A 25,655-nucleotide genomic window follows, 5' to 3' on the forward strand; every position below is an offset into this window, starting at 1 on the left:
GGGGCTGGCAGCATGATGGTCCGTCAGTCGCACCGGCTGGCGCACGCGGGAGCCACGGGGGAACCGAGGGGAGGCCGGGATTGTCGATCGAACTTCCGGACGATCTGGTCTGGGTGATGGGTGTGATCGGCCTCAACTGGCCCGAGATCGACGAGGACGAGCTGCGGGAGTGGGCCAACCACATCCGGGAGTACGCCAAGGGTGTGCGGGAGGCGCACGACGACACCCACGGCGTGGTGACGAACCTGGGCGCGGTCTACCAGGGCGCCTCCTACGAGGCGATGGTGGCCCGCTGGGCGCTGGCCTCGGACGGTCACTTCAAGGTGCTGATCGACCACTGCGGCACGCTGGCCGGTGCGCTGGACCTGGCGGCCGACGCGGTGGTCGTCGCCAAGGGCGCGGTGATCACCGAGCTGGTCGCGATGGTGGCCGAGTTCGCGGCCGAGCAGGCGGCCGCAGTCGCCACCCTGGGCCTGGCGGAGGCGGCGAACGCGGCGATCATCGAGGGCGGCAAGCTGATCGTCAACGCCCTGCTGCAGCAGATCGAGCAGGACATCATCGGGCAACTGGTGACCACCGCGATCGAGCCGTTCCAGGCGGCGATCCAGGAGGCGGTGTCGGGGTTGGCCTTCCACGGGGTGCAGGCGGCGCTCGGCCCGGCGGCCACCGGCGGCGCGATCCTCGGTGAGGGGAACGCGGCGTGAGCGAGGGCTTCCAGGCTCACTCCGACCACATAGGCACGGCCGCCGGGCAGGTGCACGGCCACGCGGACCGGGTGGCCAGCCACGCCGGGAACCTGGACGCGGCCACCCGCGGCCGGCTGCTGGGCCGGGGCAAGTACGGCCAGATCGTCGAGAAGGCGGTCCGGCCGATCGTGGACTCGATGATCACCGACATGTCGAAGGCGATGGAGCACGGCCACCGCTCGATCGGCCACGGCCTGGAGATGACCAAGAAGAACCTGGACGACGCGGAGGAGCGGATCCGCAAGACCCTGCGCAAGCACGCCGACGGCGAGCGCGACCCGATCAAGCTCAAGCCCGGCCAGAACGCGCTGGGCGAGGACGGCATGCGCGACCAGTACGAGCGCCGGGTGGCCACCCGGATCGACGCGCTGGACAAGGAAGGCCACGGGGTCGGCCGGCACCTGGACGTGACGGACGACCAGCTGAAGGACCGGCTCGGCACCCCGGTGATGCAGGGTCCGGCCCACGCCCAGGTGCCGGCCTACGACAACAAGGGCTACGTGGTGTCGACCAACAAGATCGACCCGCTGCACGGCCCGAAGGCCAAGGAGAAGCTCCAGCCGCCGGACCTCTACCTGGACGCCGACGTCAAGCCGGGCGAGTCCCCGCGCAACCACAAGTGCGGCACGTACGCGACGGCCTTCGGCGACAACGAGTCCTTCATGTACGCGGACCAGTACGCCCGCGGCCGGATCCCCGAGACCCCGCCGCACGAGGTGACGTTCTCTCCGGGCGATGCCTGGGGCCCGGGCGACCACTCGGACCGGCTGCGCGGGTACTACGTCGACCCGAAGGAACCGCTGGATGCGGCCGGCAACGTGAGGTACCGGAACGTCGATTTCACGGGCGCTACGATCAAGGCGATCTACCGCCCGGACGGGAACGGCGGGTTCAAACTCCACACGATGTTCCCGGAGCCGCTCAACCATCACAATCCGGGCCGCTGAGTGAAGGAGCGCACCATGACAGGGGCCGAATGGGACGGCAGTGACATCCCGGGCTGGGCGGAGAGCGACCAGCTGCGGCGGTTCTACCGGTCCTGCTTCCACCCGGAGATCATCGACGACCTCTACCTGGCCCGCGGCTGGGCCCGGGACTCGCGGACGTTCGCGAAGTACCTGGCCGACAGCCTGGCCTACCTGATCGAGCAGCGGCCGGTGGGCACGGGCGGCTTCCAGGACCTGACCGGTTACTACTTCTCCACCGACGACGAGCTGTACGACTTCCTGGTCGACCTGCGGGACTACGTGTTCGGCAACCGCCAGGAGCACCCGATCGCGCCCGCCCCGTGATCCGCCACGCCCTGGCCCGCCGCGCCCGCCGACCCTGGACGGAGTAGACCCGACCGATGCCCATCCGTGACGAACTGCCACCCCGCACCGGCCCCTGGGCCACCCGCTTCGACTCGGGCGAGGGCCTGGTGCTGGCCGACGAGGTGCTGCGGGCGGCTGCCCTGAAGGACCACGACCTGGCGCCGATCATGCCGTTCCGCCAGCTGTACGGTCCGCCGCCGGCCGGGGACGCCTGGGCCACCGGCTTCGGCATCGACCCGCAGGTGCCGTACGGGCCGGGGGGCGAGGTGAACTACGTGCGGGCGGACTTCTCCACGGGGTTCGTCTACGGCGTGTACCGCCCGGCGCCCGCCCTGGTGGCGGCCGGACCTGCGGGTGCCGAGCCGGGCGCGGGGGCCGGTCCGCAGCGCGCCGATGACCTTCTGCTGACCACCGCCTACCCGTACCCGGGTGGCCGGATCGACCCGTTGCGGGTCCCGCTCGCCGAGCTGGGCCTGGACGTGCCGGGGGTGGACGGCCGGTTCGTCCGGTTCTGCGCCGGGGTGCTCGGCGTGGAGGCGGCGGACGACCTGGGCGAGCTGCGCGAGGGCTTCGCCGCGGCCTGGCCGGACTACCGGGAGACGGTGCGGGCCGGTCTGGTCCACCTGGTCCGCGAGCGTCCGCTCGGCGTGGACCAGTGGTACGGCCTGACGTACATCGGATTCCCGGACGTCCAGGCGCTGACCGGCTACCTGGCCCAGGTCTACGCCTACCTGTTCGACGGGTTCGACGCGATGCCGGTGGCGCCGCACTGAGTGCGGCGCCACCGGCATCGACGGTGCGTGGGGCCGGTCAGGCCGCGGGCAGCTCGTCCAGGCCGTTCTGGACCAGCGCGGCCAGCCGGTCCAGCGCCGCCTCGGCCCCGGGGGCGTCGGAGGCCAGCACGACCTCCTCGCCGCCCTCGGCGCCGAGCGCCAGCAGGCCGAGCATGGAGGCGGCGTTGACCGGGTTGCCGCCCGCCTTGGCGATGGTGACGGGCACGCCGACGGCAGCCGCCGCCCGGACGAAGACGGAGGCGGGACGGGCGTGCAGGCCCTCGGGCCAACCGATGGTGACGCGGCGCTCAGCCATGTGACGTGCCTTTCAGGTGGTGCATGTTGTCTAGACCATTCTGGCACGAACCGGGTCGGAACGGTTCCGGCCGGGCCCCCGGACCGGCGGCCTGGCCGCCCGCGGGCACCACCCTGCCGTGCCCGTCCGCCGGGCGCCATCCGGCTCGCCGCCCGCCGACGCCGCGTCAGGCCGCTCGCGCCCCGGCAACCGCCGCCGCCCGCTGATCCGACGCGAATCGGCCGACAGGCCCTAGGCTCCCCGGTGTGAGCCCCGCCCAGTCCGACGCGCAGGACGACATTCCCGGCTACCCCCAGCACTGGGAGGCCGACATCCTGCTGCGCGACGGCGGCACCGCGCGGATCCGCCCGATCGTGCCCGGCGACGCCGAGCGGCTGGTGGAGTTCTACGCCCAGGTCTCCGACCAGTCCAAGTACTTCCGCTTCTTCGCCCCCTACCCGCGCCTGTCCGACAAGGACGTGCGCCGCTTCACCCACCACGACTACGTGGACCGGGTGGCCCTGGCAGTGGTGGTGCGCGACCGGTTCATCGCCACCGTGCGCTACGACCGGATCGACGAGTCCGGCCGCCCGTCCGCCACCGGCACCGACGCCGAGGTGGCCTTCCTGGTGCAGGACGCGCACCAGGGCCGTGGCGTGGCCTCGGCGCTGCTGGAGCACGTCGCCGCGGTGGCCCAGGAGCGCGGCATCCGCCGGTTCGTGGCCGAGGTGCTGCCCGAGAACCGCAAGATGACCAAGGTGTTCACCGACGCCGGCTACGTCCAGCGGCGCAGCATCGCCGACGGCGTGGTCCACCTTGAGTTCGACCTGGAGCCGACCGCAGCCTCGCTGGAGGTGATGCGGGCCCGCGAGCACCGGGCCGAAGCCCGCTCGGTGCAGCGGCTGCTGACGCCCCGTTCGGTCGCGGTGATCGGCGTCTCCCGGCAGGAGTCCTCGCCGGGCCGCGCGCTGCTGCGCTCGGTGCTGGGCAGCGGCTTCACCGGTGAGGTGTACGCGGTGAACGCCAAGGCGCCGGTCGGCACCCGGCTGGACGGGGTGGTGCTGCACCGCTCGGTGCTGGAGATCCCCGGGCCGGTCGACCTGGCAGTGGTCGCGGTGCCGGCCCAGGCGGTGCCGGCGGTAGTCGCCGAGTGCGGGGCGCACGGCGTGCGCGGCCTGGTGGTGGTGACCGCCGGCTACGCCGAGACCGGCGCGCAGGGCCGCGACCGCCAGCGCGCCCTGGTCCGCCAGGCCCGGGCGGCGGGCATGCGGGTGATCGGTCCGAACGCCTTCGGCCTGCTGAGCACGGCGGTCGAGCACCCGCTGAACGCCTCGCTGGCCCCGCTGCTGCCGCAGCCCGGCCCGTTCGGCATCTTCTGCCAGTCCGGTGCGATCGGGGTGGCGCTGCTGGAGGCGGTGCACCGCCGGGGCCTGGGCGTCTCCTCCTTCGCCTCGGTCGGCAACCGGGCCGACGTCTCCGGCAACGACCTCCTCCAGTACTGGGAGGAGGACCCGGCCACCGAGGTGGTGCTGCTCTACCTGGAGTCCTTCGGCAACCCGCGCAAGTTCACCCGGATCGCCCGCCGGCTGGCCACCACCAAGCCGATCGTGGTGGTCAAGGGGGCCCGGCACACCGGCTCGCTGCCGCCGGGCCACGCGGTGCCGCCCACCGCCAGCGGACTGCGCGACGCCACCGTGGACGCGCTCTTCCAGCAGGCCGGCGTGGTGCGGGTGGAGACCATCACCGAGCTGCTGGACACCGGCGAGCTGCTGGCCCGTCAGCCGCTGCCGGCCGGTGACCGGGTGGCGGTGGTGGGCAACTCCGACTCGCTGGGCCTGCTCACCCATGACGCCTGCCTGAGCGCGGGGCTGCGCCCGCGCCCGCCGGTGGACCTGACCACCACGGCCACCGGGGAGCACTTCCGGGTGGCGCTGGAGACCGCGCTCAGCGACTCCGCGGTGGACGCGGTGATCGCGGTGGCGATCCCGCCGATCACCAGCCCGGGCCTGGCACTGCCCGGCGCGGGGCCGGCGGCCGACGCCGTCGGGGCCGGCGACGACCCGGCGCTGGGCGAGGGGCTGCTGCACGCGGCGGCCACCGCCCGCCGGCTCGGCAAGCCGCTGCTGCTCACCCACCTGGCGCTGACCGAGCTGTCCGAGGTGCTGCGCGCCGCCGAGGACCCGCTGCCCGCCTACCCGGCCCCCGAGCGGGCGGTGCGCGCCCTGACGCACGCCGTGCGCTACGGGCAGTGGCGGCGCACCGCCGAGGCCGCCGAGCGGCACGCCCGGGTCCCGGAGCTGGCCGGGGTGGACGCCCCGGCTGCCCGCGCCCTGGTGGCGGCCGCGCTGGACACCCGCACCGCCACCGCCGCGCGCACCCAGCCCGGCGGGGCCCGGTTCACCCTGCCCGAGGAGCAGGCCGCCGCCCTGCTGGGCCACTACGGGATCGAGGTGCAGCGCGCGCTGCCCGCCGTCGAGGAGGAGCACGCGGTGCGGGCCGCCGCCCGCCTCGGCTACCCGGTGGCGCTCAAGGCCACCGCCACCCACCTGCGGCACCGCCCGGACCTGGGCGGGGTACGGCTGGACCTGCCGGACGAGGAGGGGCTGCGCCGGGCCCACCGGGAGCTGGCCGCGCTGCTGGGCGGCGCGGCGCGGGCCGAGCTGGTGGTGCAGCGGATGGCGCCGCGCGGGGTGGACACGGTGATCGGTGCCGCCGTCGACCCGGCGGTCGGCGCGATCCTCTCCTTCGGGCTGGCCGGCGCCCCGGCCGAGCTGCTCGGCGACGTGGCGCACCGGCTGGTCCCGGCCACCGACCTCGACGTGGCCGCGCTGGTGCGCGAGGTGCGGGCGGCCCCGCTGCTGTTCGGCTGGCGCGGCGCGGCACCGGTGGACACCGCGGCCCTGGAGGAGCTGCTGCTGCGCATCTCCCAGCTGCTCGACGACCTGCCGGAGGTGGCCGCGGTGGACCTGGAGCCGGTGGTGGTGGCCCAGCGGGGACTGACCGTGCTGTCCGCCCGCGTTCGACTGGCGCCGCTGCCCGTCCGCACCGATCTGGGCCCGCGCAGTATGAGCACCCTGTAACCTTCCTGGGTTGCGCCTTTCGGCATCCGGCGGTCGGCGCAGTCCAGCCCGCCGCCCAGGCGGGGCATGCCAGGATGGAGTTATGGCGAAGACCGGTACCACCACGCAGGACCTGCGCTCGGCGATCGAGCGCAGCGGCTACTACCCCGCGCTGGTCTCCGAGGCGGTGGAGTCCGCGGTGGGTCCGGAGCCGATCCTGTCCTACCTGGTCCACCAGGAGACCACCTTCGACGCCAACGAGGTCCGCCGGCACGTCACCGTGCTGGTGCTCACCGGCACCCGCTTCGTGGTCAGCCACACCGACGAGCAGGCCGCCGACGCGGCCAGCCCGGTGCCGTACGCGACCACCTCCACCGAGAGCGTGCGCCTGGACCGGATCGCCTCGGTGGTGCTGAGCCGGATGGTGGCCAACCCGGAGACCTACACCCCCGGCACCCTGCCGCGCGAGGTGGTGCTGACCATCGGCTGGGGCGCGGTGCAGCGGATCGACCTGGAGCCGGCCGGCTGCTCCGACCCGAGCTGCGAGGCGGACCACGGCTACACCGGCTCGACCACCGCTGACGACCTGTCACTTCGGGTCAGCGAGGCGGGCGACGGCCCCGAGACGGTCGCCCAGGCGCTGATCTTCGCCCGGGCGCTGTCCGAGGCCACCATCAGCAGGGTCTGAGGTCCGCCGCCGGATGATGCCGCACGCTTTCGACCACGACGGCTTCGAGCTGCTCGACCCCGCCGACGCTCCCGCCCCGGGCTACGGCTCCGGCTCGCTGAGCGACCTGCTGCCCACGGTGGCGGCCGGCCTCGGCGTGGACGGGTTCACCGCCACCCTGCCGCTGGCCCCGGCCGACCGGGTCTGCGTCTTCCTGGTGGACGGCCTTGGCTGGGAGCTGATCCGCCGCCACCCCGACTGGGCGCCGTTCCTCACCTCGCTGCTGCCCAGCTCGCTGGGCGGCACCGGGCGCCCGCTGACGGCCGGCTTCCCGTCCACCACCGCCACCTCGCTGGCCTCGGTGGGCACCGGCCTGCCGCCGGGCCTGCACGGCCTGGCCGGGTACACGGTGGCGATCCCGGGCCGCAACCGGCTGATGAACCAGCTGCGCTGGCAGCCCCCGGAGGACCCGCACAGCTGGCAGCCGTACCCGACCGTCTTCGAGCGGGTGCACGCGGCGGGCGTGGCGACCAGCCAGGTCTCCTCGCCGCTGTTCGCTCAGACCCCGCTGACCCGGATCGCGCTCTCCGGCGGCCAGTTCCTCGGCCGCACCACCGGGGAGGAGCGGATGGACCTGGCAGCCAGTCAGCTCGCCGCCAGTGACCGGGCGCTGGTGTACACCTACGTCAGCGAGCTGGACGGGACCGGCCACCGCTACGGGGTGGACTCGGACGAGTGGCGGCTGATGCTGAACTCGGTGGACCGGCTGGCGCTGCGGCTGGCCGAGCAGCTGCCGCCGCGCTCGGCGATGTACGTGACCGCCGACCACGGCATGATCGACATCGCCCCCGAGGACCGGATCGACTTCGACGAGGACTGGGAGCTGGGCGCCGGAGTGGCGCTGCTGGGCGGCGAGGCCCGGGCCCGGCACGTGTACGCGGTGCCGGGCGCGGCCGCCGACGTCTTCACGGTCTGGAGCGAGGTGCTCGGCGACCGGATGTGGGTGGCCACCCGCGACCAGGCGATCGTGGCGGGCTGGTTCGGGCCGGCCGTGGACGACCGGGTCTACCACCGGATCGGCGACGTGGTGGCCGCGGCCCGCGACGACGTGGCGGTGATCGCCTCGCGCAGCGAGCCGGGGGAGTCCGCGATGACCGGGCTGCACGGCTCGATGACGCCGGTCGAACAGTTCGTCCCGCTGCTCGAAGTCCGCAAGCCCTGAGGCGTCCGCACCCGGGACGCCCGCACCCGAGGCGTCCGCACCTGAGAAGCACGCACCCCTTGAGAGAGGCGCTCCCACCCCACCATGGCTGAACTGGTCTTCTTCTCGGGGACGATGGACTGCGGCAAGTCCACCCTGGCGCTGCAGATGAACCACAACCACTCCGCGCGCGGCCGGCAGGGCATCATCTTCGCCCGCCACGACCGGGCCGGCGCCTCCACCATCTCCAGCCGGCTGGGCCTCAAGGCCGAGGCGGTCGAGGTGACCGACGGCTTCGAGTTCCAGCACTACGTGGTGCAGCTGCTCTCGTCCGGCGGCAAGGTGGACTACCTGATCTGCGACGAGGCCAACTTCTACACCGCCGCGCAGGTCGACCAGCTGGCCCGGGTGGTGGACGAACTGGGCATCGACGTGTTCACCTTCGGCATCACCACCGACTTCCGCACCCGGCTCTTCCCCGGTTCGCAGCGCCTGCTGGAGCTGGCCGACCGGGTCGAGGTGCTCCAGGTCCAGGCCCTGTGCTGGTGCGGGGCGCGGGCCACCCACAACGCCCGCACGGTGGGCGGGGTGATGGTGGTGGAGGGCCCGCAGGTGGTGGTCGGCGACGTCGCCGTCAGCCCGGACGAGGTGGGCTACGAGGTGCTCTGCCGCCGCCACCACCGCCGCCGGCTGACCTCCGCCACCGCCCGGGCCGCCGCGCTCTCGCCGGACGTGCTCCCGTTCGAGCAGGCCTAGGGGCCGCGGCCTCCCAGGCCCGGGGACCCCGCTACGGCAGCGCCACCACCGAGAACCGCCCGCCCTCCGGGTCGGCGAGGCGGGCCACCCGGCCGTACGGGGTGTCGTGCGGGGCCACCAGCACGCTGCCGCCCAGCGCGGTGCACTGAGCGGCCGTCAGGTCCACGTCGGTGACGCCGAAGTAGATCCGCCAGCGCGGCGGCCCGTCGCGCAGGTCGGTGGTCTGCCGGATCCCGGCCACCCGGTGCCCGTCCACCCGCAGGGTGGCGTCCTCCTCGCCGCGGGCCACCGCCGAGGGGTCGGCCTCGACCACCTGGCGCTGGAAGACCGTGCCGTAGAACCCGGCGGCCAGCGGTTCGTCACTGGTCACCAGCTCGCTCCAGACCGGTGCGCCCGGCTCGCCCACCACCTCCCAGCCCAGGTGGTCCGCGCCCTCCCACAGGCCGAAGAAGGCACCCGACAGGTCGGCGGCCACCGAGAGGCGCCCGGCCGCGTCGGCCTGCAGCGGGCCGACCGCCACCGTGCCGCCGCAGTCGCGCACCCGGGCCGAGGCCGCGTCGGCGCTGTCCACCGCGAAGTAGGTGGTCCATTCGGTGGGCAGCGCGGGCTGGTCCGGGGCCAGGCCGATCCCGGCCACCTTCGCCCCGTGCAGACTGGCCCGCAGGTAACCGCCGAGCTCGGCCCCGCCGCCGGTGAAACTCCAGTCCAGCAGCGGACCGTAGAACGCCTTGGCACGTTCGAGATCGTGCACCAGCAGACTCACCCAGCAGGGTGAACCATGCGCCACCCGGACCTGTACCGCAGTCATCGCCGGTCCTCCTCGCCGCCCGCTCTTCCAGGGTCCCGGCCCGGCGGCACGGGTCCCGCGGCGATGCTCCCACCTGCGCGCCCGACACACCGGGTGACCGCGCGGAACGCATGGCAAAGAGAGCACAAAGGAGCGGGAACGGCAACCGGACGACCGGGCCTGGCAGCAGAATGGCCGTCATGGACAAGACTTCCGCACTGATCTCCGTCGAGGAACTGGCCGCGGCGCTGGCCGGCGAGCAGCCCCCGGTGCTGCTGGACATCCGCTGGCAGCTGGGCGGCCCGCCCGGGCGTGAGGACTACCTGGCCGGCCACCTGCCCGGTGCGCACTTCCTGGAGCTGGACGGCGAGCTGTCCGCGCCGCCCGGCCCGCCCGGCGAGGGCGGTCGGCACCCGCTGCCGGATCCGGAGCTGCTGGGCGGTGCGCTGCGGGCCGCCGGGGTGAGCGCGGACCGCCCGGTGGTGGTGTACGACTCGGGCCCGGCCACCGCGGCCGCCCGTGCCTGGTGGGTGCTGCGCTGGGCCGGCCACTCCAAGGTGCGGGTGCTGGACGGCGGGTTCGAGGCCTGGCGGGCGGCCGGGCAGCCGGTCAGCGACGAGCTGCCGGCGGTGGGGGAAGGCGACTTCAAGCCGGTCCCCGGACAACTGCCCACGCTGGACAAGGACGGGGCCGCCGCGCTGGCCCGCACCGGTCTGCTGCTGGACTCGCGGGCCGCCGAGCGGTACCGGGGCGAGGTGGAGCCGATCGACTCCCGGGCCGGGCACATCCCCGGTGCGGTGAGTGCGCCGACCTTCGACAACAACGCGGCCGACGGGCGGTTCCGACCGGTCGCCGAGTTGGTCGAGCGGTTCGCGGCGCTGGGCGCCGACGGGCAGCAGGTGGTCGGGGTCTACTGCGGCTCCGGGGTGACCGCGGCGCACCAGGCGCTGGCGCTGGAGCTGGCGGGCCATCAGGTGGCGCTCTACCCGGGATCCTGGAGCGAGTGGTCCGGCGACCCCGGGCGCCCGGTGGCCACCGGCCCCGAGCGCGGCTGAGTCCGGGCACGCAGTGGGGCCGCCCGAACCGGGCGGCCCCACTGTCGAGTCCTGCTGCTCCTACTACTCCTGCTTCTTGCGCCGGCTGCCGAAGACGATCTCGTCCCAGCTGGGCACGGTGGCCCGGCGACCCGGACGCACCCCGTCCGCCTCGGCCTGGCGGTCGGTGGTGCCGACCAGCCGCTCGCGGTGCGGGGCGACCGAGCGCGGCATCAGGATGTCGGCGTAGGCGGAACCGGCGCCGACCGCAGGCGCGGCGGCCGCCGCGGCGGGCTCCTCGACCTGCTGCTCCTCGATCACCGGCGCGGGCTCGATCACTGACGGACCCACCGACAGGTCGCCCCGGAAGGCCGGGACCACGTCCAGCAGGCTGGTCAGCGAATCGCGCTCGGCTCCGGCGGCGGCAACGGCCTCGCGCGCCTCCCGGGCCGGCAGCCGCTCGGGCGGCGACATGATCCGGTCGGCGGAGGGCCGCTCGATCATCGGGCGGTGCGGGCGGTCCTGGGGGAGCCGGGCGATCCGCGGGATGAACGGGAAGACCGACTCCTCCTCACGCTCGACGCTCTCGCCGATCAGCGCGCGGGCCTCGTCGTCGTTCGGCTGGACCAGGCGGCGCGGCGGGTCGTACGTCCAGCTCGCGGTGCGGCCCTCGCCGTCCGAGCGGTAGGAGAGGACGACCTCCCAGGTGCCGTCGTCGCGGCGCCAGGAGTCCCAGCGCTCGGTCTCCTTCTCGGCGGCGCGCAGCACCAGGCGCTCGGCGACGGCCTCACCCAGCTGCGGGCCGGTGGACTCACCGGGGCGGCGGATCGGGGTCTTGCGGGCCCGCTCGGCCATGAAGGCGCGCTCGGCCAGCACCGGGCCCTCGAAGCGGCGCACTCGGTCCACCGAGATGCCGGCGGCCTGGGCGACCTCCTCGGCGGAGGCACCGGCTCGTATCCGCGCCTGGATGTCGCGGGGGCGGAGGTGGCTCTCCACCTCGATCTCGATCTGCCCCAGGCGCGGTCGGTCGCCGCGGACGGCGGCGCGCAGGCGCTCGTCGATCGGGAGGGTGTACTCCGTGCTGTCGGCAGCCTTGAGCACCAGCCGTGTGCCGTCGTTGCTGACGGCCACAACCCGCAGTTCGGGCACGGTTACCTCCCGGGTGGTGCCTGCCGACGTCACCTGCGTCGCTGCTCCCGTACTGAGTGTGGCCTGCCCGCTGTCGACTTGCCACAACCTTGCAGAGTTCTCCGGCGTGTCGGACTTGGGTCCGATCACACCGCTGTGGCACGGTGGCCTGTTCGCCGCGTCGCCTTGTGACGCCGCGTCAGGACCTCCCGGCCGTTCCCCGCACGTGGATGTGGAGCGACGGTTCGGGTCGAGCGCCGCCGTGCGTGCCCGCTCCTCGGGCCCCCGCCCCAGCTGCTCGTGAGAAGCAGTCGAGAGGATGACCGAAGGCTCAGACCCCACGAACAGTACTCCATTCGTGGCATCCACAGGGGCGGCTCGCCGCTCAAGTCTCCCGCGATTCACGGGAATCTCAAGAGAGCGGACTCCATTGGCGGACCACCGATCAGCTGACGGTGATCATCTTCACATATATCGACCGCAAAGAACCGGATTTTCGCCCCTTGTGTCCTTCTATGTGCACAATGGGCGTTCCTGCGGGAGCGACTGACGAACTGAGGGGCCGCCCGGGGGTGGACCTGACGAGATACGAGGAAGCTGGCGAGGGGCGGATGGCCGAACGGAATCAGGCGGCGAAGCGCGAGCGGCGGATCGACCTGAGCATGGCCCAGGTGGCCGCGAGTGCGCTGGCGGCCGTGGTCGGCGCGGTGCTCGCCTCCGAACTCGGCGTCTACGGCACGGTCATCGGCGCAGCCGTGGTGAGCGTCGGCGCCACCACCGGCAGCGCGGTCTTCCACCACCTCTTCAAACACACCGGCCAACAACTGCGCGAGGCGGTGGGCAGCAGCCCGGGATCCACGGTGAACGAACTGCGCCAGGTCCCGGTAGAAGGCATCGCCCCCCCGCCGCCGGCCGCGCCCGGGGCGGCCGGCGGGCTCGACGGGACCGATGCCGGGTGGAACCGGTCGGCGGTGCAGCGGGCCGGTCGGCGCTGGGGCCGGCGGCGGTACGCGGTGGCCTCGGCCCTGGTCTTCGTGCTGGCGATGACCCCGATCGTGGTCGTCGAGCTGGCCTCCGGGAAGAACCTGCACGCCATCACCACCGGTGAGAGCGGCGGCGGCACCTCGATACTGCCGGGCCGCGGCCCGGGTGCGGGCACCACGCCGTTCCCGACCCCGAAGCCGACTCCGAAGCCCACCCCGCAGCCGAGCGGCCCGGCCGGCGGGCCGTCCTCGCCCGGGGCCGACCCCTCGACCGGGTCGCCCAGCCCTGCGCCGAGCACCAGTCCGAGCCAGGGCCGGAGCCCGCAGCCGAGCGGTTCGCCGAGCGGTTCGCCGGTCACCCCCGGGCCCACCCCCGGTACGGCCACCCCGACCCCGCAGCCGCCGGTGCCGCCGGTCACCGGGGTCCCGCAGTCCACGCCCGTCTCGCCGTGACGCCTCGTCAGTCGCCCAGCACCCGGCGCAGGTAGGCGTTGGCGAAGCGGCGCTGGGGGTCCACCCGGTCGCGCAGCGCGGTGAAGTCGGCGAAGTGCGGATAGGCGCCCGCCAGGTACTCGGCGTCCCGGGTGTGCAGCTTGCCCCAGTGCGGTCGGCCCTGATGAGCCGTCATCAGCTGCTCCACCGCGGTGAAGTAACCCTGCTCGGCGGTGCCCCGGTAGAGGTGGACAGCGATGTAGACCGTGTCGCGCCCGCTCGCGGTGGACAGCCACAGGTCGTCGGCGGGCGCGCAGCGCACCTCCACCGGGAAGCTGATCCGCCAGTCGCTGCGCTCCACCAGCTGCTTGAGCTCGCGCAGCACGGTGGTGGCCGCCGCCCGGGGCACCGCGTACTCCATCTCGGTGAAGCGGACCCGGCGCGGGCTGGTGAACACCTTGTGGGCGGTGTCCGTGTAGGTCCGCTCGGACCAGGCCCGGCTGGCGACGGCGGCGATGGCCGGGACGCTGCCCGGGAAGGCCCGGCCGATCCGGCAGGCGCCCTCCCACACGGTGTTGGAGAGGAAGTCGTCCTCCAGCCAGGACTTGAACGCGGGCAGCGGGGCGGCCGGGCCCTGGCTGCGGTTGTTCCGCTTGGTGCTGCACCGGTCGGTGTGCGGGAACCAGTAGAACTCGAAGTGCTCGTTGACCTGGCTGAGCTCCTCGAAGTCGGCCAACACCTGGTCGAAGCCCATCGGCGCCTCGTGCGCGGTGAGCAGGAAGGCCGGTTCCACCGCGAAGGTGAGCGCACTGATCACGCCGAGCGCGCCCAACCCCAGCCGGGCGCCCTGGAAGAGCTCCGGCTGCTCGGTGGGGGAGCACTGCTGGACGCTGCCGTCGGCCAGCACGATCTCCACCGCGCGCAGCTGTGCGGCCAGCGAGCCGGAGTCGCGCCCGGTGCCGTGGGTGCCGGTGCTGGTGGCGCCGGCCACCGTCTGCACGTCGATGTCGCCCATGTTGGTGAGCGAGAGCCCGGCCTCGGCCAGCAGGCGGTTCAACCGGGCCAGCGGCAGACCGGACTCCACCGTCACGGTGCCGGCCGCCCGGTCCAGCTCGCGCACCGCGGTCAGGCCCTCGGGGCGGATCAGCAGCGCCTGGTCGGCGGCGGCAACGGCGGTGAAGGAGTGCCCGGAGCCGATCGCCTTGACCGGGCGGTGCTCTTCGCCGGCCTGCCTGACCAGGGCGGCCAGCTCCTCGGTCGAGGTGGGGGTGGCGACCTGCGCGGGGGTGGCGCTCTGGTTGCCCGCCCAGTTGGTCCAGCGGCCGTTGCTGACGGTTGCGGGCATGCGCGCCTCCTGTGCGGGGCACCGCGGGTGCCCTCCTACCAGTGGGTAGGGAGCCTAGCCACCGGCCCGGCACAGGTCTACGGCCGCCACGGGCGGGTCAGCGGGCGGCGGGCACCGGCTCCGGCACAATGCGGCGGACCACCGGCTGCAGCCGGCGGCCGCCCGCCAGGGCCACCACCAGGCCGAAGAGCCCGGCCGCGAACGGGACCCAGTAACCGGCCGCGGCGCCCGCGGAGTCCACCACCATCCCGGCCGCCGGGGCTCCGACGGCCACACCGACGGCCAGGCCGGTGTTCGTCCAGGTCATCCCCTCGGTCAGCTGGTCGGCCGGCACCAGCTGCTCCACCAGGCCCATCGTGGTGATCATGGTCGGGGCTATGGTCAGGCCGGAGACGAACAGCGCCCCGCCCACGGCCAGGAGGCCGATCACGCCGCTGCACAGGGCCGATACCAGCACCAGGGGGACCAGGGTCACCGCCATCACGCCCACCCCGACCCGGAACCGCCCGGAGGCGGTGCCGCGCGGGCGCAGCGCGCCGACGACCATCCCGGCCAGGCCCGAGCCGAGCGCGTAGGCGGCCAGCACCAGGCTGGCGGAGGCTTTGTGCCCCTGGGCCTGGGCGTAGGCCACGGTGACCACCTCGACCGAGCCGAAGATCGCTCCGGTGGCCACGAAGGTCAGCACCAGCACCTGCAGCCCGGAGGAGGCGATCGCGCTGCCCCCGGTACGCCGGGCAGCCGCGTGCACCGGCGGTTCGGTGCGCCGCTGGGCGGTGAACAGCGCGACCCCGAACGCCAGCAGCACCGCGGCCAGCAGCACCCCGGCCTCCGGGAAGACCGAGGTGGCCAGCCCGATCGACAGGATCGGGCCGACGATGAAGATGATCTCGTCGACCACCGACTCCAGCGCGTAGGCGGTGTGCAGCTTGGCGGGGCTGTCGCGGTAGAGCAGCGCCCAGCGGGCCCGGACCAGTGCCCCGGTGCTCGGCATGGCGCCCATGCCGATCGCGCACACGAAGAGGGTCCAGTCCGGTGCACCGGCCCGGGCGCAGAGCAGCATCGCGGCCGCGGCCAGCACCGAGACCGCGGTGGCCGGGCGGGCCACCCGGCGCTGCCCGTACTGGTCGACCAGCCAGGAGGCCAGCGGGCCCATCACCGCGCCGGCCACGGCCAGGGTCGCGACGACCGCGCCGGGGAGCCAGTAGGAGCCGCGCATCTGGGACAGCATGGTCACCACCCCGATGCCGGTCATCGAGATCGGCAGCCTGGACAGGAAGCCGGTGGCCGAGAAGGCCAGGCTGCCGGGCGCGGCGAAGATCTGGCGGTAGCTGGACAGCACGGGGTCTCCGGGACGGTCGTCGGTCGGTCGGGGCAGGGTCGACCGGGAAGCGTAAGGAACATTTCTAACTGAGACAGCTTACGAACATTGGCAAACGGAATAAACCGGACCGCTGGCGGGGCCCTGGAGGGCGGCCTCGCCCGGCAGTGGCAGGATCGGGGCCATGGCTGACTCGACTGCCGGGGGCCCGGCCCCCTACGACGCGCTGCTGCTGCTCTCCTTCGGCGGGCCGGAGGGCCCGGAGGAGGTGGTGCCGTTCCTGGAGAACGTCACCCGCGGGCGCGGCATCCCCAAGGAGCGGCTGGCCGAGGTGGGGCAGCACTACTTCCTGTTCGGCGGGGTCAGCCCGATCAACGCGCAGAACCGCGAGCTGCTGGCCGCGCTGCGCAAGGACTTCGCCGAGCACGGCCTGGACCTGCCGGTCTACTGGGGCAACCGGAACTGGGCGCCCTACCTGGTGGACGCGCTGCGCGAGCTGGTCGACGACGGCCACCGCCGGATCGCGGTGCTGGCCACCAGCGCCTACGCCGGCTACTCGGGCTGCCGCCAGTATCGGGAGAACCTGGCCGACGCGCTGGCCACCCTGGCCGCCGAGGGCCGCCCGGAGCCGACCGTGGACAAGCTGCGGCACTTCTACAACCACCCCGGCTTCGTCGAGCCGATGGTCGAGGCCACCCTGGCCGCGCTGGCCGACCTGCCCGAGGAGCTGCGCGCCGGCGCCGAGCTGGCCTTCACCACGCACTCGATCCCCACCGCGATGGCGGACAGCTCCGGTGCGCCGGACGACCCGGCCCGCGCCACCCCGGGCGGCGCCTACGTGGCCCAGCACCTGGAGGTGGCCGGGCTGATCGCCGCCGCGGTCGCCGGGGCCACCGGGGTGGCCGACCGCCGCTGGCAGCTGGTCTACCAGTCGCGCAGCGGCGCCCCGCACATCCCGTGGCTGGAGCCGGACATCTGCGACCACCTGACGCAGCGCCAGCAGGGCGGCGCCGACGCGGTGGTGATGGTGCCGATCGGCTTCGTCTCGGACCACATGGAGGTCAAGTACGACCTCGACACCGAGGCGGTGGCCAGGGCCGCCGAGCTCGGCCTGCCGGTGGCCCGGGCGGCCACCGTCGGCGCCGACCCCCGGTTCACCGCCGCGGTGCGCGAGCTGCTGCTGGAGCGGGCGGCCGCGGAGCGCGGCGAGCCGGTGCGCCGCTGCGCGCTCGGCGCCCTGGGTCCCAGTCACGACCGCTGCCCGGCCGCCTGCTGCCCCAACCCCCGGGCCCCGCGCCCGGCGGCAGCTCAGGACTGACGACCCCGCCGCCGACCCCGCCGAGTTGAGGAGAACCGTGTCCGACCAGACCGCACCCGAGGCCGCCCTGCTGGACGAGCTGCTCGCCCTGGCCCTGGAGGCCGCCCGGCAGGCCGGCACCCTGCTGCACGAGGGACGCCCGGCCGACCTGGGCGTCGCGGCCACCAAGAGCAGCCCGGTGGACGTGGTGACCGAGATGGACCTGGCCTCCGAGAAGCTCATCGTCGAGCTGATCTCCGGCCGCCGCCCGCAGGACGGCTACCTGGGCGAGGAGGGCACCGAGCGGCCCAGCGCGAGCGGGGTCCGGTGGGTCGTCGACCCGCTCGACGGCACCGTCAACTACCTGTACGGACAGCCGAACTGGGGCGTCAGCGTGGCCGCCGAGCTGGACGGCGAGGTGCTGGTCGCCGTGGTCGCGGCGCCGGCCCGCGGCGAGCTGTTCCAGGCGGTGCGCGGCCGCGGTGCCCAGCGCGACGGCCAGGCGCTGACGGTGCGGCCGGCCCCGGTCTGGGGCCAGGCGCTGGTGGCCACCGGGTTCAACTACGTGCAGCCGGTCCGGGTGCACCAGGCCGGGGTGCTGCACCGGCTGATGCCCGAGGTGCGCGACATCCGCCGCGGCGGCGCGGCCGCCATCGACCTGTGTGACCTGGCCGCGGGCCGGCTGGACGGCTACTACGAGCGCGGCCTGCAGCCCTGGGACCTGGCGGCCGGCGGCCTGATCGCCCGCGAGGCCGGTGCGCTGACCGGCGGGCGGCCCGGCACCCCGGCCTCCGGCGAACTGGTGGTGGCCGCGGCGCCCGGCGTCTTCGAGCCGCTGCAGGCCCGCCTGGAGGAACTCGGCGCCTGGCACGACTGAGCGGCGGGACGGGCGAACCCCGGCGCGGTGGGCCGCGCCGGGGTTCGTCAGGTGTGAGGGGCCGGGTGACCGGCCCTGGGCAGGAGCGCCGCGCGAGGCGGGCGCCGGGTCAGGCGCTGCGGGGCAGCGAGAGGACCGGGTCGACACCGTGCTCGGCGGCAATCCGGCGCAGGTCTTCCAGTTCGGACTGTTCGACCTCGGCGAGGAACTCGTCCCCGGACTCGAGTGCACGGTGCAGATCCTGCTCGGCGCTCCTTATGCGCTGCAGGATTCCGGCGGTGAAGGCGTCCATGCGGCAGACCCCCTTACGGTGTCGGACGTGCGCGGTCGAGCGTTCCTTGGTCGGGAGGGCGGGTGGTCCAACGGGTGCGCCCGACGGGTCGACTGACCCCGAACGGGTGCTGGTGCGGCCGATGGCCGCTCGCTGGATGGCTGCGAACCCCCGACCAGTGCGGATGGAACGCACGGCGGGTGGGATGCGACTGCCTGACGGCGTGATCGCGGGTGTGCATTCGTCCTCCCCCGCCCGGGGGGCGGGAAACCTGCGGATCGTGAGAAACCGTGGAAAGTTGCCGCAGTCACATTCCCGCCGCGCGCCCGGAGCCGGTCGGGCGGTGGCGACTTACCGCTGCTTTACCGGCGGACCAGGCAGGATGGAGGCACCGTCGCCAGTCGCAGGCCCGTCCGGGGACCCTCCCGCGGCGGGCCCCAGAGAAGGGACCACCAAGTTGCGGGTTCTAGTCGTCGAGGACGAGCAGCTGCTCGCCGAAGCGGTGGCCACCGGCCTGCGCCGGGAGGCCATGGCCGTCGACGTGGTGTACGACGGCGAGGCCGCGCTCCAGCGGATCGCCGTCAACGACTACGACGTGGTGGTGCTCGACCGGGACCTGCCGCTGGTGCACGGGGACGACGTGTGCCGCAGCGTGGTCGAGCAGGGCCTGGCCACCCGGGTGATCATGCTGACCGCCTCCGGCGACATCAGCGACCGGGTCGAGGGCCTGGAGATCGGCGCGGACGACTACCTGCCCAAGCCGTTCGCTTTCAGCGAACTCGTCGCCCGGGTGCGCGCGCTGGGCCGGCGCGCCACCGTGCCGCTGCCGCCGGTGCTGGAGCGGGCCGGCATCAGCGTCGACCCCGGCCGGCGCGAGGTGCTGCGCGACGGGCGCTCGATCCAGCTCGCACCCAAGGAGTTCGCGGTGCTGGAGGTGCTGATGCGGGCCGGCGGTGCCGTGGTCTCGGCCGAGCAACTGCTGGAGAAGGCCTGGGACGAGCACACCGACCCGTTCACCAACGTGGTCCGGGTGACCGTGATGACGCTGCGCCGCAAGCTCGGTGACCCCGCGGTGATCGTCACCGTGCCGGGCTCCGGGTACCGGATCTGATCCACCCCCGCAGTACCCCCACCCAAAGGGATGACTTCGATGACCACCCCGCCGCAGACCGGCGGGCCCTCCGGCAGTCCGCACGCGGTGCCGCCGCGGCCCACCCACCCGCCACACCCGACCCAGCCGCCGACGAACGGCGAGCCCTCGTTCTACAGCTACGGCGACGGCCTGAGCTGGCTGCCGTTCCGCCCGACCATCCGGATCCGGCTCACCCTGCTGTACGGCGGGATGTTCCTGATGGCCGGGGTGCTGCTGCTGCTGATCATGTATGTGGTGTTCCGGCAGGCCCTGCAGGACAACGTGGTGCCGATCAAGCTCGACCCCACGGTCGGCGTCACCTACCAGGGCGTGCCGATGACCGGGCAGCAGTTCAACGACCGGCTGCGCGACATCCAGGCCGCCAGCGCGCAGAGCGAGCTGGACTCGCTGCTGCGCAAGTCGCTGACCATCCTGGTGGCCCTGGCCGTGATCGCCTTCGCGGCCGGCTACGCGATGGCCGGTCGGGTGCTGCGCCCGCTGGGCCGGATCACCCGCGCCGCACGCGAGGTGGTCAGCTCCGACCTGCACCGGCGGATCGAGCTGGACGGCCCGGACGACGAGCTCAAGGAGCTCGCCGACACCTTCGACGACATGCTCGACCGGCTGGACCGCTCGTTCGACTCGCAGCGCCGCTTCGTCGCCAACGCCTCGCACGAGCTGCGCACCCCGTTGGCGATCAACCGGACGCTGCTGGAGGTGCAGCTGGCCGACCCGGGCGCCTCGCCGGACCTGCAGCAGCTGGGCAAGACCCTGCTGGCCACCAACGAGCGCAGCGAGCAACTGGTGGAGGGCCTGCTGCTGCTGGCCCGCAGCGACAACGAGCTGCTCGACCGGCGCCCGGTGGAACTGGCCGAGGTGGCCGCCCGGGCCATCGAGCAGACCCGCTCCGAGGCCGTCGGCCGCGAGGTGGAGATCCGCTCCGAGCTGCACCCGGTGGCGGTCGCGGGCAACGGCGTGCTGCTGGAGCGGATCGCGCTCAACCTGCTGCAGAACGCGGTCCGCTACAACCTGCCGGACGGCTGGGTGGAGATCACCTCGGCGCCCGGTCCCGGCGGGGTGGGCGAGCTGGTGGTGACCAACACCGGCCCGGTGGTGCCGGGGTACGAACTGGAGCACATCTTCGAGCCGTTCCGCCGGGTGAAGGGCGCGGACCGGACCCGCAGCGACAAGGGAGTGGGCCTGGGGCTGTCCATCGTGCGCTCGGTGGTGCGTGCGCACGGCGGTGCCATCGAGGCGGTCCCCAGGCCCGGCGGCGGGCTGGTCATGCGGGTACGAATCCCCGCCGCCTGAGTGTCGCAAGCGACGCGCAAGCGCCCCGTGCACCCTTCCCACCTGCGGGAAGGAGTGCGTGGGGCGCTTGTCTTTTCCCCCCGCAGTTACTTACGCTGGCGTAACCTACGCTGCCGTAAGGTACGGAAGCGTAAGTGCCGTTCCCGCACCGACGCCCCCGTGCACGACCCCTGTCAGGAGCCACCGCCGTGACCATCGCCCCCGCCCAGCGCACCGCCCCGGCCGGCTCGACCGCGTGGACCGACGCCAGGCTGATCATGGCCCTGGAGGAGGTCGTCGAGACCGAGCTCAACCGGCACCTCAAGGCCGCCAAGGAGTGGATGCCGCACGAGTACATCCCGTGGAGCCAGGGCCGGGACTTCGACGGCGTGATGGGCGGTGAGGCGTGGGAGGTGGGCCAGTCCAAGGTGACCCCGCTGGGCCGGATCTCGCTGGTGGTCAACCTGCTGACCGAGGACAACCTGCCCAGCTACCACCACGAGATCGCCTCCATGTTCGGCCGCGAGGGCGCCTGGGGGACCTGGGTGCACCGCTGGACGGCCGAGGAGGGGCGGCACGGCATAGCCCTCCGCGACTACCTGCTGGCCACCCGCGCGGTCGACCCGGTGGCGCTGGAGCGGGCCCGGATGGACCACATGTCGGCCGGCTTCGAGTCGGACAACGCGCACAGCATGCTGCAGTCGGTGGCCTACGTGGCCTTCCAGGAGCTGGCCACCCGGATCTCGCACCGCAACACCGGCCACCACGCCGGCGACCCGCTCTGCGAGCAGCTGCTGGCCAAGATCGCCAACGACGAGAACCTGCACATGGTCTTCTACCGCAACCTGCTCAAGGCGGCCCTGGAGATCGCGCCGGACCAGGCCATGCAGGCGGTGCGCGACGTGGTGACCGACTTCCGGATGCCCGGCCACGGGATGCCCGGATTCGAGCGGGCCGCCGCCCAGATCGCCATCGGCGGCATCTACAACCTGCGCATCCACCACGACGACGTGCTGCAGCCGGTGCTGCGCCACCTGCGGGTGCTGGAGATCACCGGCCTCGGTCCGGCCGGCCTGCAGGCCCAGCAGGAGCTCGGCCTCTTCCTGGACGGACTGGACGCCCAGGCCACCAAGTTCGACGAGCGGCAGGCCGCGCTGCTGGCCCGGCGGGCCGCCGCAGCCGAGCGCAAGGCGGGCTGAACACCTCTGCGGCAGGGCGGTTTCCCACCCATTCGTCCGATTCACCGGCCCGCGTGACGAAGCTCACAGTGCTCTACGCGGGCGGCTCGGACGATCTCGCAGCGTGATCATCTCCGCACGAGGCCCGATCGCTGAGCGTAGCGACCACAGGTGCTCGGCGGCGCACTCCCGGGTGCCGCCGAGCGCCTTCTCGCTGCGCCTGGGCGCCCTGGCAGGCCCCCCGAGCAGGGCGTACCATCACCTTCCGTATTCGACGGCGGATGTTCACGTACCGTGGGTGGACACTGTCCGCAAGCCCCCCGGAAGTGGCCCCGATCACACGGTCGGGTCGCCCGTTGAGTGTCGATTGAGTAACAGGGCTTGAAGTAAGGCACAATCTCGGCTTCGGGTCGGGCACAAGACCGGCCCCTCATGCGTTACGTGCGCTGGAGATACCGCACACACCCAGAGGGGGAGAGCGAAACATGGCGACTGACTACGACACCCCACGCAAGACCGATGACGACCTCAACGAGGACAGCATCGAAGAACTGAAGGCCCGCCGGAACGACAAGTCGACGAGCACCGTCGACATCGAGGACTTCGATTCGGCGGAGAGCCTGGAGCTCCCCGGCGCCGACCTGTCCAACGAGGAGCTGTCGGTCCGGGTGCTGCCCCGCCAGGCCGACGAGTTCACCTGCATGAGCTGCTTCCTCGTGCACCACCGCAGCCAGCTGGCCAGGGAGAAGAACGGCCAGCCGATCTGCCGGGACTGCGACTGAGCCTCGGGCCGATCCGGCCCGGGTCAGGCGGCGAGGCCTCGGGGCGCCGCCAACGACTCGGCACCACGTCCCGACCGGTCCGGACCCCCGGACCGGAGGCAGCTCCAGCGCCCGCCACGGCGGACGCACACGCACGGCGAAGGGGCGGTCCCGACTCACGGGCCGCCCCTTCGCCGTGCTCGGAAGCCGGCTACTCCGGCCGCCCCGCACCGATCGCGGCGGCCAGCGCCTGCGGGTCGCGGGTGGAGAGGTAGAGGTACGGGGTGGGGTCGGCCGGATCGACCACCTCGACCCGCAGCGCGGTCCGCACGTAGCTGCGCAGCAGCATGAAGGCGCGCGGATCGGCCTTGACCGAACGCCAGGCCACCGCCTCCGCCTGGTCCAGCGGGTGCGCCGGGCCGAGCGCCGAGAGCGGGATCCGCGCCTGGCCGGCCACCAGCGAACCCTGCACCACCCGGATCCGCGCACTGCCGTAGGAGCTGAGCGCGACCGCGCCGGCGAGGAGCCCCGCCAGCAGGCCGACCAGCCCCGGCACCAGACCGAAGCGCAGCAGGATCAGGCCCGCCGAAAGGCCGGCCGCGACCGGCAGCAGCCACCAGGAAGGGGGAGCGGTGAGGCGTTCGTCGTACATGCCGCCATTGTGTCCCAGGCCTGTTTCCGGCTGACCGTTGCACCTCGGCTACTGGTGAGTAGGGTCGACTCCGTGACCGCGAACACGACCCCCACCAGCACGCCCACCACGCCGCCCGCCGACGCGACCGCCCCGGTCCGCCACGTGGACGCCCCCGCCCCCGGCACCTCGCTCGGCTCGCACTACGTGCATTGCTTCGGCTGCGGGCCGCAGCAGAGCGCCGGGCTGCAGATCGACGTCCGGGCCGGCGAAGGCGTCGACGTCACGGCCGAGTTCACCGTCAAGCCGGTGCACCAGGGCGGACCCGGCCTGGCCCACGGCGGCATCCTGACCACCGCGATGGACGAGACCCTCGGCTCGTTGAACTGGCTGCTGCACACCGCCTCGGTGACCGGCCGGCTGGAGACGGACTTCCTGCGCCCGGTCCAGGTCGACTCGGTACTGCACATCCGCGCCTGGGTCGCCGGACTGCACGGCCGCAAGATCTACTGCGCCGCCGAGGGCCGGATCGGCGGCCCCGAGGGACCGGTCGCCATCCGGGCCGCGGCGCTCTTCATCCAGGTGAAGCTGGAACACTTCACCACGCACGGTCGTCCCGCGGACATCAAGGCCGCCCTGGACGACCCCGACCTGTTCAAGCGCGCCAGAGCCTTCGAGGTGAATCCGTGAGTTCCACCGTCCGTCCCCCGGTCGACATCCTGATCCGGCGGCTCGACCCCGAGCTGCCGCTGCCCGCCTACGCCCAGCCGGGAGACGCCGGCGCGGACCTGGTGGCCGCCGTCGATGCCGAGCTGGAGCCGGGCGAGCGCGCGGTCGTTCCCACCGGCATCGCCATCGCGTTGCCGGACGGCTACGCGGCGTTCGTCCACCCGCGCTCGGGCCTGGCAGCTCGTTGCGGAGTTGCGCTCGTGAACGCCCCAGGGACGGTCGATGCCGGGTACCGTGGTGAGATCAAGGTGATCGTCGTCAACCTGGATCCGCGTGAGCGGGTCAGCTTCCGCCGTGGGGACCGCATCGCCCAGCTGGTCATCCAGCAGGTCGAGAAGGCCCGCTTCCACGAGGTGGCAGAACTGCCCGGGTCCGCACGCGCCGAGGGTGGGTTCGGGTCGACCGGCGGCCATGCTGCGATCTAGTGCCGCCGAGCGGTACGCTCCGCGGCGATCCAGCAGGTACGAGCAGGTATTCGCATCGGTCTTGGACCGGGAAGGACAGTGACCGTGTTCCGTCGTCGCCAGAAGAGCGAGGACGCTGTCGAGCAGCTCGCCGAGGACGCCATCAGCGCCGACGAGACGGCCGATGACGTCGAAGACTCCGCCGACTCCGAGAGTGAGACCGAAGCCGAGGAGCTGGAGGAGGACCCGGCCGACCGCGTCGGCCTGCCGCCGGCCCCCCGTCCCGACGGCCCCTGGGACGTGTCCGAGCTGGAGAACCCGCAGGAGGGCCGGGTGGACCTCGGTGGTCTGCTGATCCCCGGTGTCGAGGGCATGGAGCTGCGGGTCGAGGTGGCCGGCGACGCGATCGTGGCCGCCACCCTGGTGCTCGGCAACAGCGCCGTCCAGCTGCAGGCGTTCGCCGCCCCCAAGTCCGAGGGCATCTGGACCGAGGTCCGGGACGAGATCGCCGAGGGCATCCGCTCCCAGGGCGGGCTGGCCGAGGAGGAGGAGGGTCCGCTCGGCTGGCACCTGCGGGCCCAGGTCCCGGTGCAGCTGCCGGACGGCACACAGGGTGTCCAGCTGGTCCGTTTCGTCGGCTGTGACGGCCCGCGCTGGTTCCTGCGCGGTGTCATCTCCGGTCAGGCCGCGGTGCAGCCGGAGACCGCGGACGTGCTGGAGCAGGTCTTCCGGCAGACCGTCGTGGTCCGCGGCGAGGTCCCGATGGCGCCGCGCGACCCGATCGTGCTCAAGCTCCCCGAGGACGCGCAGATGGTGGCCGACGGCGGCGTCGGCTCCGACGAGGCGGAGGGTACGCGCTTCAGCGGCGACCTCAGCCCGTTCGCCCGCGGCCCGGAGATCACCGAGGTGCACTGACCCGGGTGGCCTCGGCCCCCACTGCTCCACTCGCCGGCCCCGGACAGTGCACCTGTCCGGGGCCGGTTTGACTCCAGGTGGACCGATGCGTAACGTTCTCCGGGTTGCCCCGCAGGCGCGCGGCTCCGTTCCGGTATCGGATTTCGATTCGAATGAGGGCGGGGAAAGCGGGCCGAGGAACTCTGCTAGAGTTCGGGAGCGCCGAAAGGCGAAAGCAAATCCGATGAAGTCCGGAGCCGGAAACGGCGCGGAAGACGTCTGATAAGCTGGAAACACGAAAGAACGAAGCCCGGAGAGAACGCGAGAGCGGGATCAAAGGAAGCGTCCGTTCCT

The 25,655-nt window shown here is 73.2% G+C and carries 26 protein-coding genes; 19 read left to right on the forward strand and 7 right to left on the reverse strand.

Annotated elements, in window-relative coordinates; all coding sequences use genetic code 11:
* The first annotated feature begins 80 nt into the window (after positions 1-80).
* From C7C46_RS05865 to C7C46_RS05880, 4 genes are read left to right on the forward strand one after another with little or no spacing between them, the layout of a single operon-like run.
* Complete coding sequence (locus tag C7C46_RS05865) at positions 81-704, forward strand: WXG100-like domain-containing protein (RefSeq protein ID WP_110666422.1); 624 nt, start codon at positions 81-83, stop codon at positions 702-704.
* The gene (locus C7C46_RS05870) at positions 701-1,693 is read left to right on the forward strand and encodes a hypothetical protein (RefSeq protein WP_110666424.1); all 993 of its coding nucleotides are present in this window, start codon (positions 701-703) and stop codon (positions 1,691-1,693) included. The genes C7C46_RS05865 and C7C46_RS05870 overlap by 4 nt, the downstream gene beginning before the upstream one ends.
* Positions 1,694-1,708: 15 nt before the next feature.
* Entirely contained in the window at positions 1,709-2,038 is a 330-nt protein-coding gene (locus tag C7C46_RS05875; protein ID WP_110666427.1) for a hypothetical protein, read from the forward strand.
* A 56-nt stretch (positions 2,039-2,094) separates the two neighbouring features.
* Positions 2,095-2,832 carry a hypothetical protein gene (locus C7C46_RS05880; RefSeq protein WP_110666429.1) on the forward strand — a complete coding sequence of 246 codons (738 nt, stop codon included), beginning with the start codon at positions 2,095-2,097 and terminating at the stop codon, positions 2,830-2,832.
* A 37-nt stretch (positions 2,833-2,869) separates the two neighbouring features.
* On the opposite strand, the gene C7C46_RS05885 is transcribed toward C7C46_RS05880, so the two are convergent.
* Entirely contained in the window at positions 2,870-3,148 is a 279-nt protein-coding gene (locus C7C46_RS05885) for an HPr family phosphocarrier protein (RefSeq protein WP_110666432.1), read from the reverse strand.
* A 245-nt stretch (positions 3,149-3,393) separates the two neighbouring features.
* On the opposite strand from C7C46_RS05885, the gene C7C46_RS05890 reads away from it, so the two are divergent.
* From C7C46_RS05890 to C7C46_RS05905, 4 genes are all read left to right on the forward strand, one after another.
* Positions 3,394-6,207: a bifunctional acetate--CoA ligase family protein/GNAT family N-acetyltransferase gene (locus C7C46_RS05890; RefSeq protein WP_245984222.1), complete on the forward strand. Its 2,814-nt coding sequence runs from the start codon at positions 3,394-3,396 to the stop codon at positions 6,205-6,207.
* Positions 6,208-6,289: 82 nt separating this feature from the next.
* Entirely contained in the window at positions 6,290-6,874 is a 585-nt protein-coding gene (locus C7C46_RS05895) for a DUF5998 family protein (RefSeq protein WP_110666434.1), read from the forward strand.
* 13 nt (positions 6,875-6,887) lie between these two features.
* Positions 6,888-8,075, forward strand: coding sequence for an alkaline phosphatase family protein (locus tag C7C46_RS05900; RefSeq protein ID WP_110666436.1), 1,188 nt, complete (start codon positions 6,888-6,890; stop codon positions 8,073-8,075).
* Between the two features lie 84 nt (positions 8,076-8,159).
* Positions 8,160-8,810 carry a thymidine kinase gene (locus tag C7C46_RS05905; RefSeq protein WP_110666438.1) on the forward strand — a complete coding sequence of 217 codons (651 nt, stop codon included), beginning with the start codon at positions 8,160-8,162 and terminating at the stop codon, positions 8,808-8,810.
* Between the two features lie 31 nt (positions 8,811-8,841).
* On the opposite strand, the gene C7C46_RS05910 is transcribed toward C7C46_RS05905, so the two are convergent.
* Positions 8,842-9,618: a VOC family protein gene (locus C7C46_RS05910; RefSeq protein WP_110666440.1), complete on the reverse strand. Its 777-nt coding sequence runs from the start codon at positions 9,616-9,618 to the stop codon at positions 8,842-8,844.
* Positions 9,619-9,797: 179 nt separating this feature from the next.
* On the opposite strand from C7C46_RS05910, the gene C7C46_RS05915 reads away from it, so the two are divergent.
* Positions 9,798-10,652, forward strand: a complete 855-nt coding sequence (locus tag C7C46_RS05915) for a sulfurtransferase (RefSeq protein WP_181442215.1) — start codon at positions 9,798-9,800, stop codon at positions 10,650-10,652.
* A gap of 63 nt (positions 10,653-10,715) precedes the next feature.
* On the opposite strand, the gene sepH is transcribed toward C7C46_RS05915, so the two are convergent.
* Positions 10,716-11,813: a septation protein SepH gene (gene sepH / locus C7C46_RS05920; RefSeq protein ID WP_110666444.1), complete on the reverse strand. Its 1,098-nt coding sequence runs from the start codon at positions 11,811-11,813 to the stop codon at positions 10,716-10,718.
* Positions 11,814-12,370: 557 nt separating this feature from the next.
* Here sepH and C7C46_RS05925 point away from each other — a divergent pair.
* Complete coding sequence (locus C7C46_RS05925; RefSeq protein ID WP_110666446.1) at positions 12,371-13,195, forward strand: hypothetical protein; 825 nt, start codon at positions 12,371-12,373, stop codon at positions 13,193-13,195.
* A 7-nt stretch (positions 13,196-13,202) separates the two neighbouring features.
* Here C7C46_RS05925 and C7C46_RS05930 read toward each other — a convergent pair whose 3' ends face one another.
* Positions 13,203-14,519: a D-arabinono-1,4-lactone oxidase gene (locus tag C7C46_RS05930; RefSeq protein ID WP_110666448.1), complete on the reverse strand. Its 1,317-nt coding sequence runs from the start codon at positions 14,517-14,519 to the stop codon at positions 13,203-13,205.
* 97 nt (positions 14,520-14,616) lie between these two features.
* Positions 14,617-15,858 (reverse strand): MFS transporter, encoded by a 1,242-nt coding sequence (locus C7C46_RS05935; RefSeq protein ID WP_110666450.1) that lies wholly within the window; start codon positions 15,856-15,858, stop codon positions 14,617-14,619.
* Between the two features lie 163 nt (positions 15,859-16,021).
* On the opposite strand from C7C46_RS05935, the gene C7C46_RS05940 reads away from it, so the two are divergent.
* Together C7C46_RS05940 and C7C46_RS05945 are read left to right on the forward strand one after the other, a co-directional pair.
* A complete protein-coding gene (locus tag C7C46_RS05940) occupies positions 16,022-17,155 on the forward strand; it encodes a ferrochelatase (protein WP_110666452.1) in 1,134 nt (377 codons plus the stop codon).
* Positions 17,156-17,192: 37 nt separating this feature from the next.
* Complete coding sequence (locus tag C7C46_RS05945; RefSeq protein WP_181442216.1) at positions 17,193-18,011, forward strand: inositol monophosphatase family protein; 819 nt, start codon at positions 17,193-17,195, stop codon at positions 18,009-18,011.
* Positions 18,012-18,120: 109 nt separating this feature from the next.
* Here C7C46_RS05945 and C7C46_RS05950 read toward each other — a convergent pair whose 3' ends face one another.
* Positions 18,121-18,303 (reverse strand): hypothetical protein, encoded by a 183-nt coding sequence (locus C7C46_RS05950; RefSeq protein ID WP_110666456.1) that lies wholly within the window; start codon positions 18,301-18,303, stop codon positions 18,121-18,123.
* A gap of 436 nt (positions 18,304-18,739) precedes the next feature.
* Here C7C46_RS05950 and C7C46_RS05955 point away from each other — a divergent pair, with 436 nt between their 5' ends.
* The 4 genes from C7C46_RS05955 (at position 18,740) to C7C46_RS05970 (ending at position 22,664) form a co-directional block, all read left to right on the forward strand.
* On the forward strand, positions 18,740-19,393 hold the full coding sequence (locus tag C7C46_RS05955; RefSeq protein ID WP_110666458.1) for a response regulator transcription factor: 654 nt from the start codon (positions 18,740-18,742) through the stop codon (positions 19,391-19,393).
* A gap of 39 nt (positions 19,394-19,432) precedes the next feature.
* Positions 19,433-20,725, forward strand: coding sequence for a sensor histidine kinase (locus C7C46_RS05960; protein ID WP_110666460.1), 1,293 nt, complete (start codon positions 19,433-19,435; stop codon positions 20,723-20,725).
* 188 nt (positions 20,726-20,913) lie between these two features.
* The gene (locus tag C7C46_RS05965) at positions 20,914-21,903 is read left to right on the forward strand and encodes an acyl-ACP desaturase (RefSeq protein ID WP_425470025.1); all 990 of its coding nucleotides are present in this window, start codon (positions 20,914-20,916) and stop codon (positions 21,901-21,903) included.
* A 464-nt stretch (positions 21,904-22,367) separates the two neighbouring features.
* Positions 22,368-22,664 carry a DUF4193 domain-containing protein gene (locus C7C46_RS05970; protein WP_110666462.1) on the forward strand — a complete coding sequence of 99 codons (297 nt, stop codon included), beginning with the start codon at positions 22,368-22,370 and terminating at the stop codon, positions 22,662-22,664.
* Positions 22,665-22,854: 190 nt separating this feature from the next.
* Here the strand turns inward: C7C46_RS05970 and C7C46_RS05975 are convergent, their stop codons facing one another.
* Positions 22,855-23,295, reverse strand: coding sequence for a DUF3093 domain-containing protein (locus C7C46_RS05975; RefSeq protein ID WP_110666464.1), 441 nt, complete (start codon positions 23,293-23,295; stop codon positions 22,855-22,857).
* 72 nt (positions 23,296-23,367) lie between these two features.
* Here C7C46_RS05975 and C7C46_RS05980 point away from each other — a divergent pair, with 72 nt between their 5' ends.
* The 3 genes from C7C46_RS05980 (at position 23,368) to C7C46_RS05990 (ending at position 25,322) form a co-directional block, all read left to right on the forward strand.
* The gene (locus C7C46_RS05980) at positions 23,368-23,964 is read left to right on the forward strand and encodes a PaaI family thioesterase (protein ID WP_110666466.1); all 597 of its coding nucleotides are present in this window, start codon (positions 23,368-23,370) and stop codon (positions 23,962-23,964) included.
* Positions 23,961-24,428 (forward strand): dUTP diphosphatase, encoded by a 468-nt coding sequence (gene dut, locus C7C46_RS05985; protein ID WP_110666468.1) that lies wholly within the window; start codon positions 23,961-23,963, stop codon positions 24,426-24,428. The genes C7C46_RS05980 and dut overlap by 4 nt, the downstream gene beginning before the upstream one ends.
* 84 nt (positions 24,429-24,512) lie before the next feature.
* Complete coding sequence (locus C7C46_RS05990) at positions 24,513-25,322, forward strand: DUF3710 domain-containing protein (protein WP_110666470.1); 810 nt, start codon at positions 24,513-24,515, stop codon at positions 25,320-25,322.
* Positions 25,323-25,655 lie beyond the last annotated feature (333 nt).

This window comes from Streptomyces tateyamensis (genome assembly GCF_003205575.1).
Classification (GTDB): domain Bacteria; phylum Actinomycetota; class Actinomycetes; order Streptomycetales; family Streptomycetaceae; genus Kitasatospora; species Kitasatospora tateyamensis.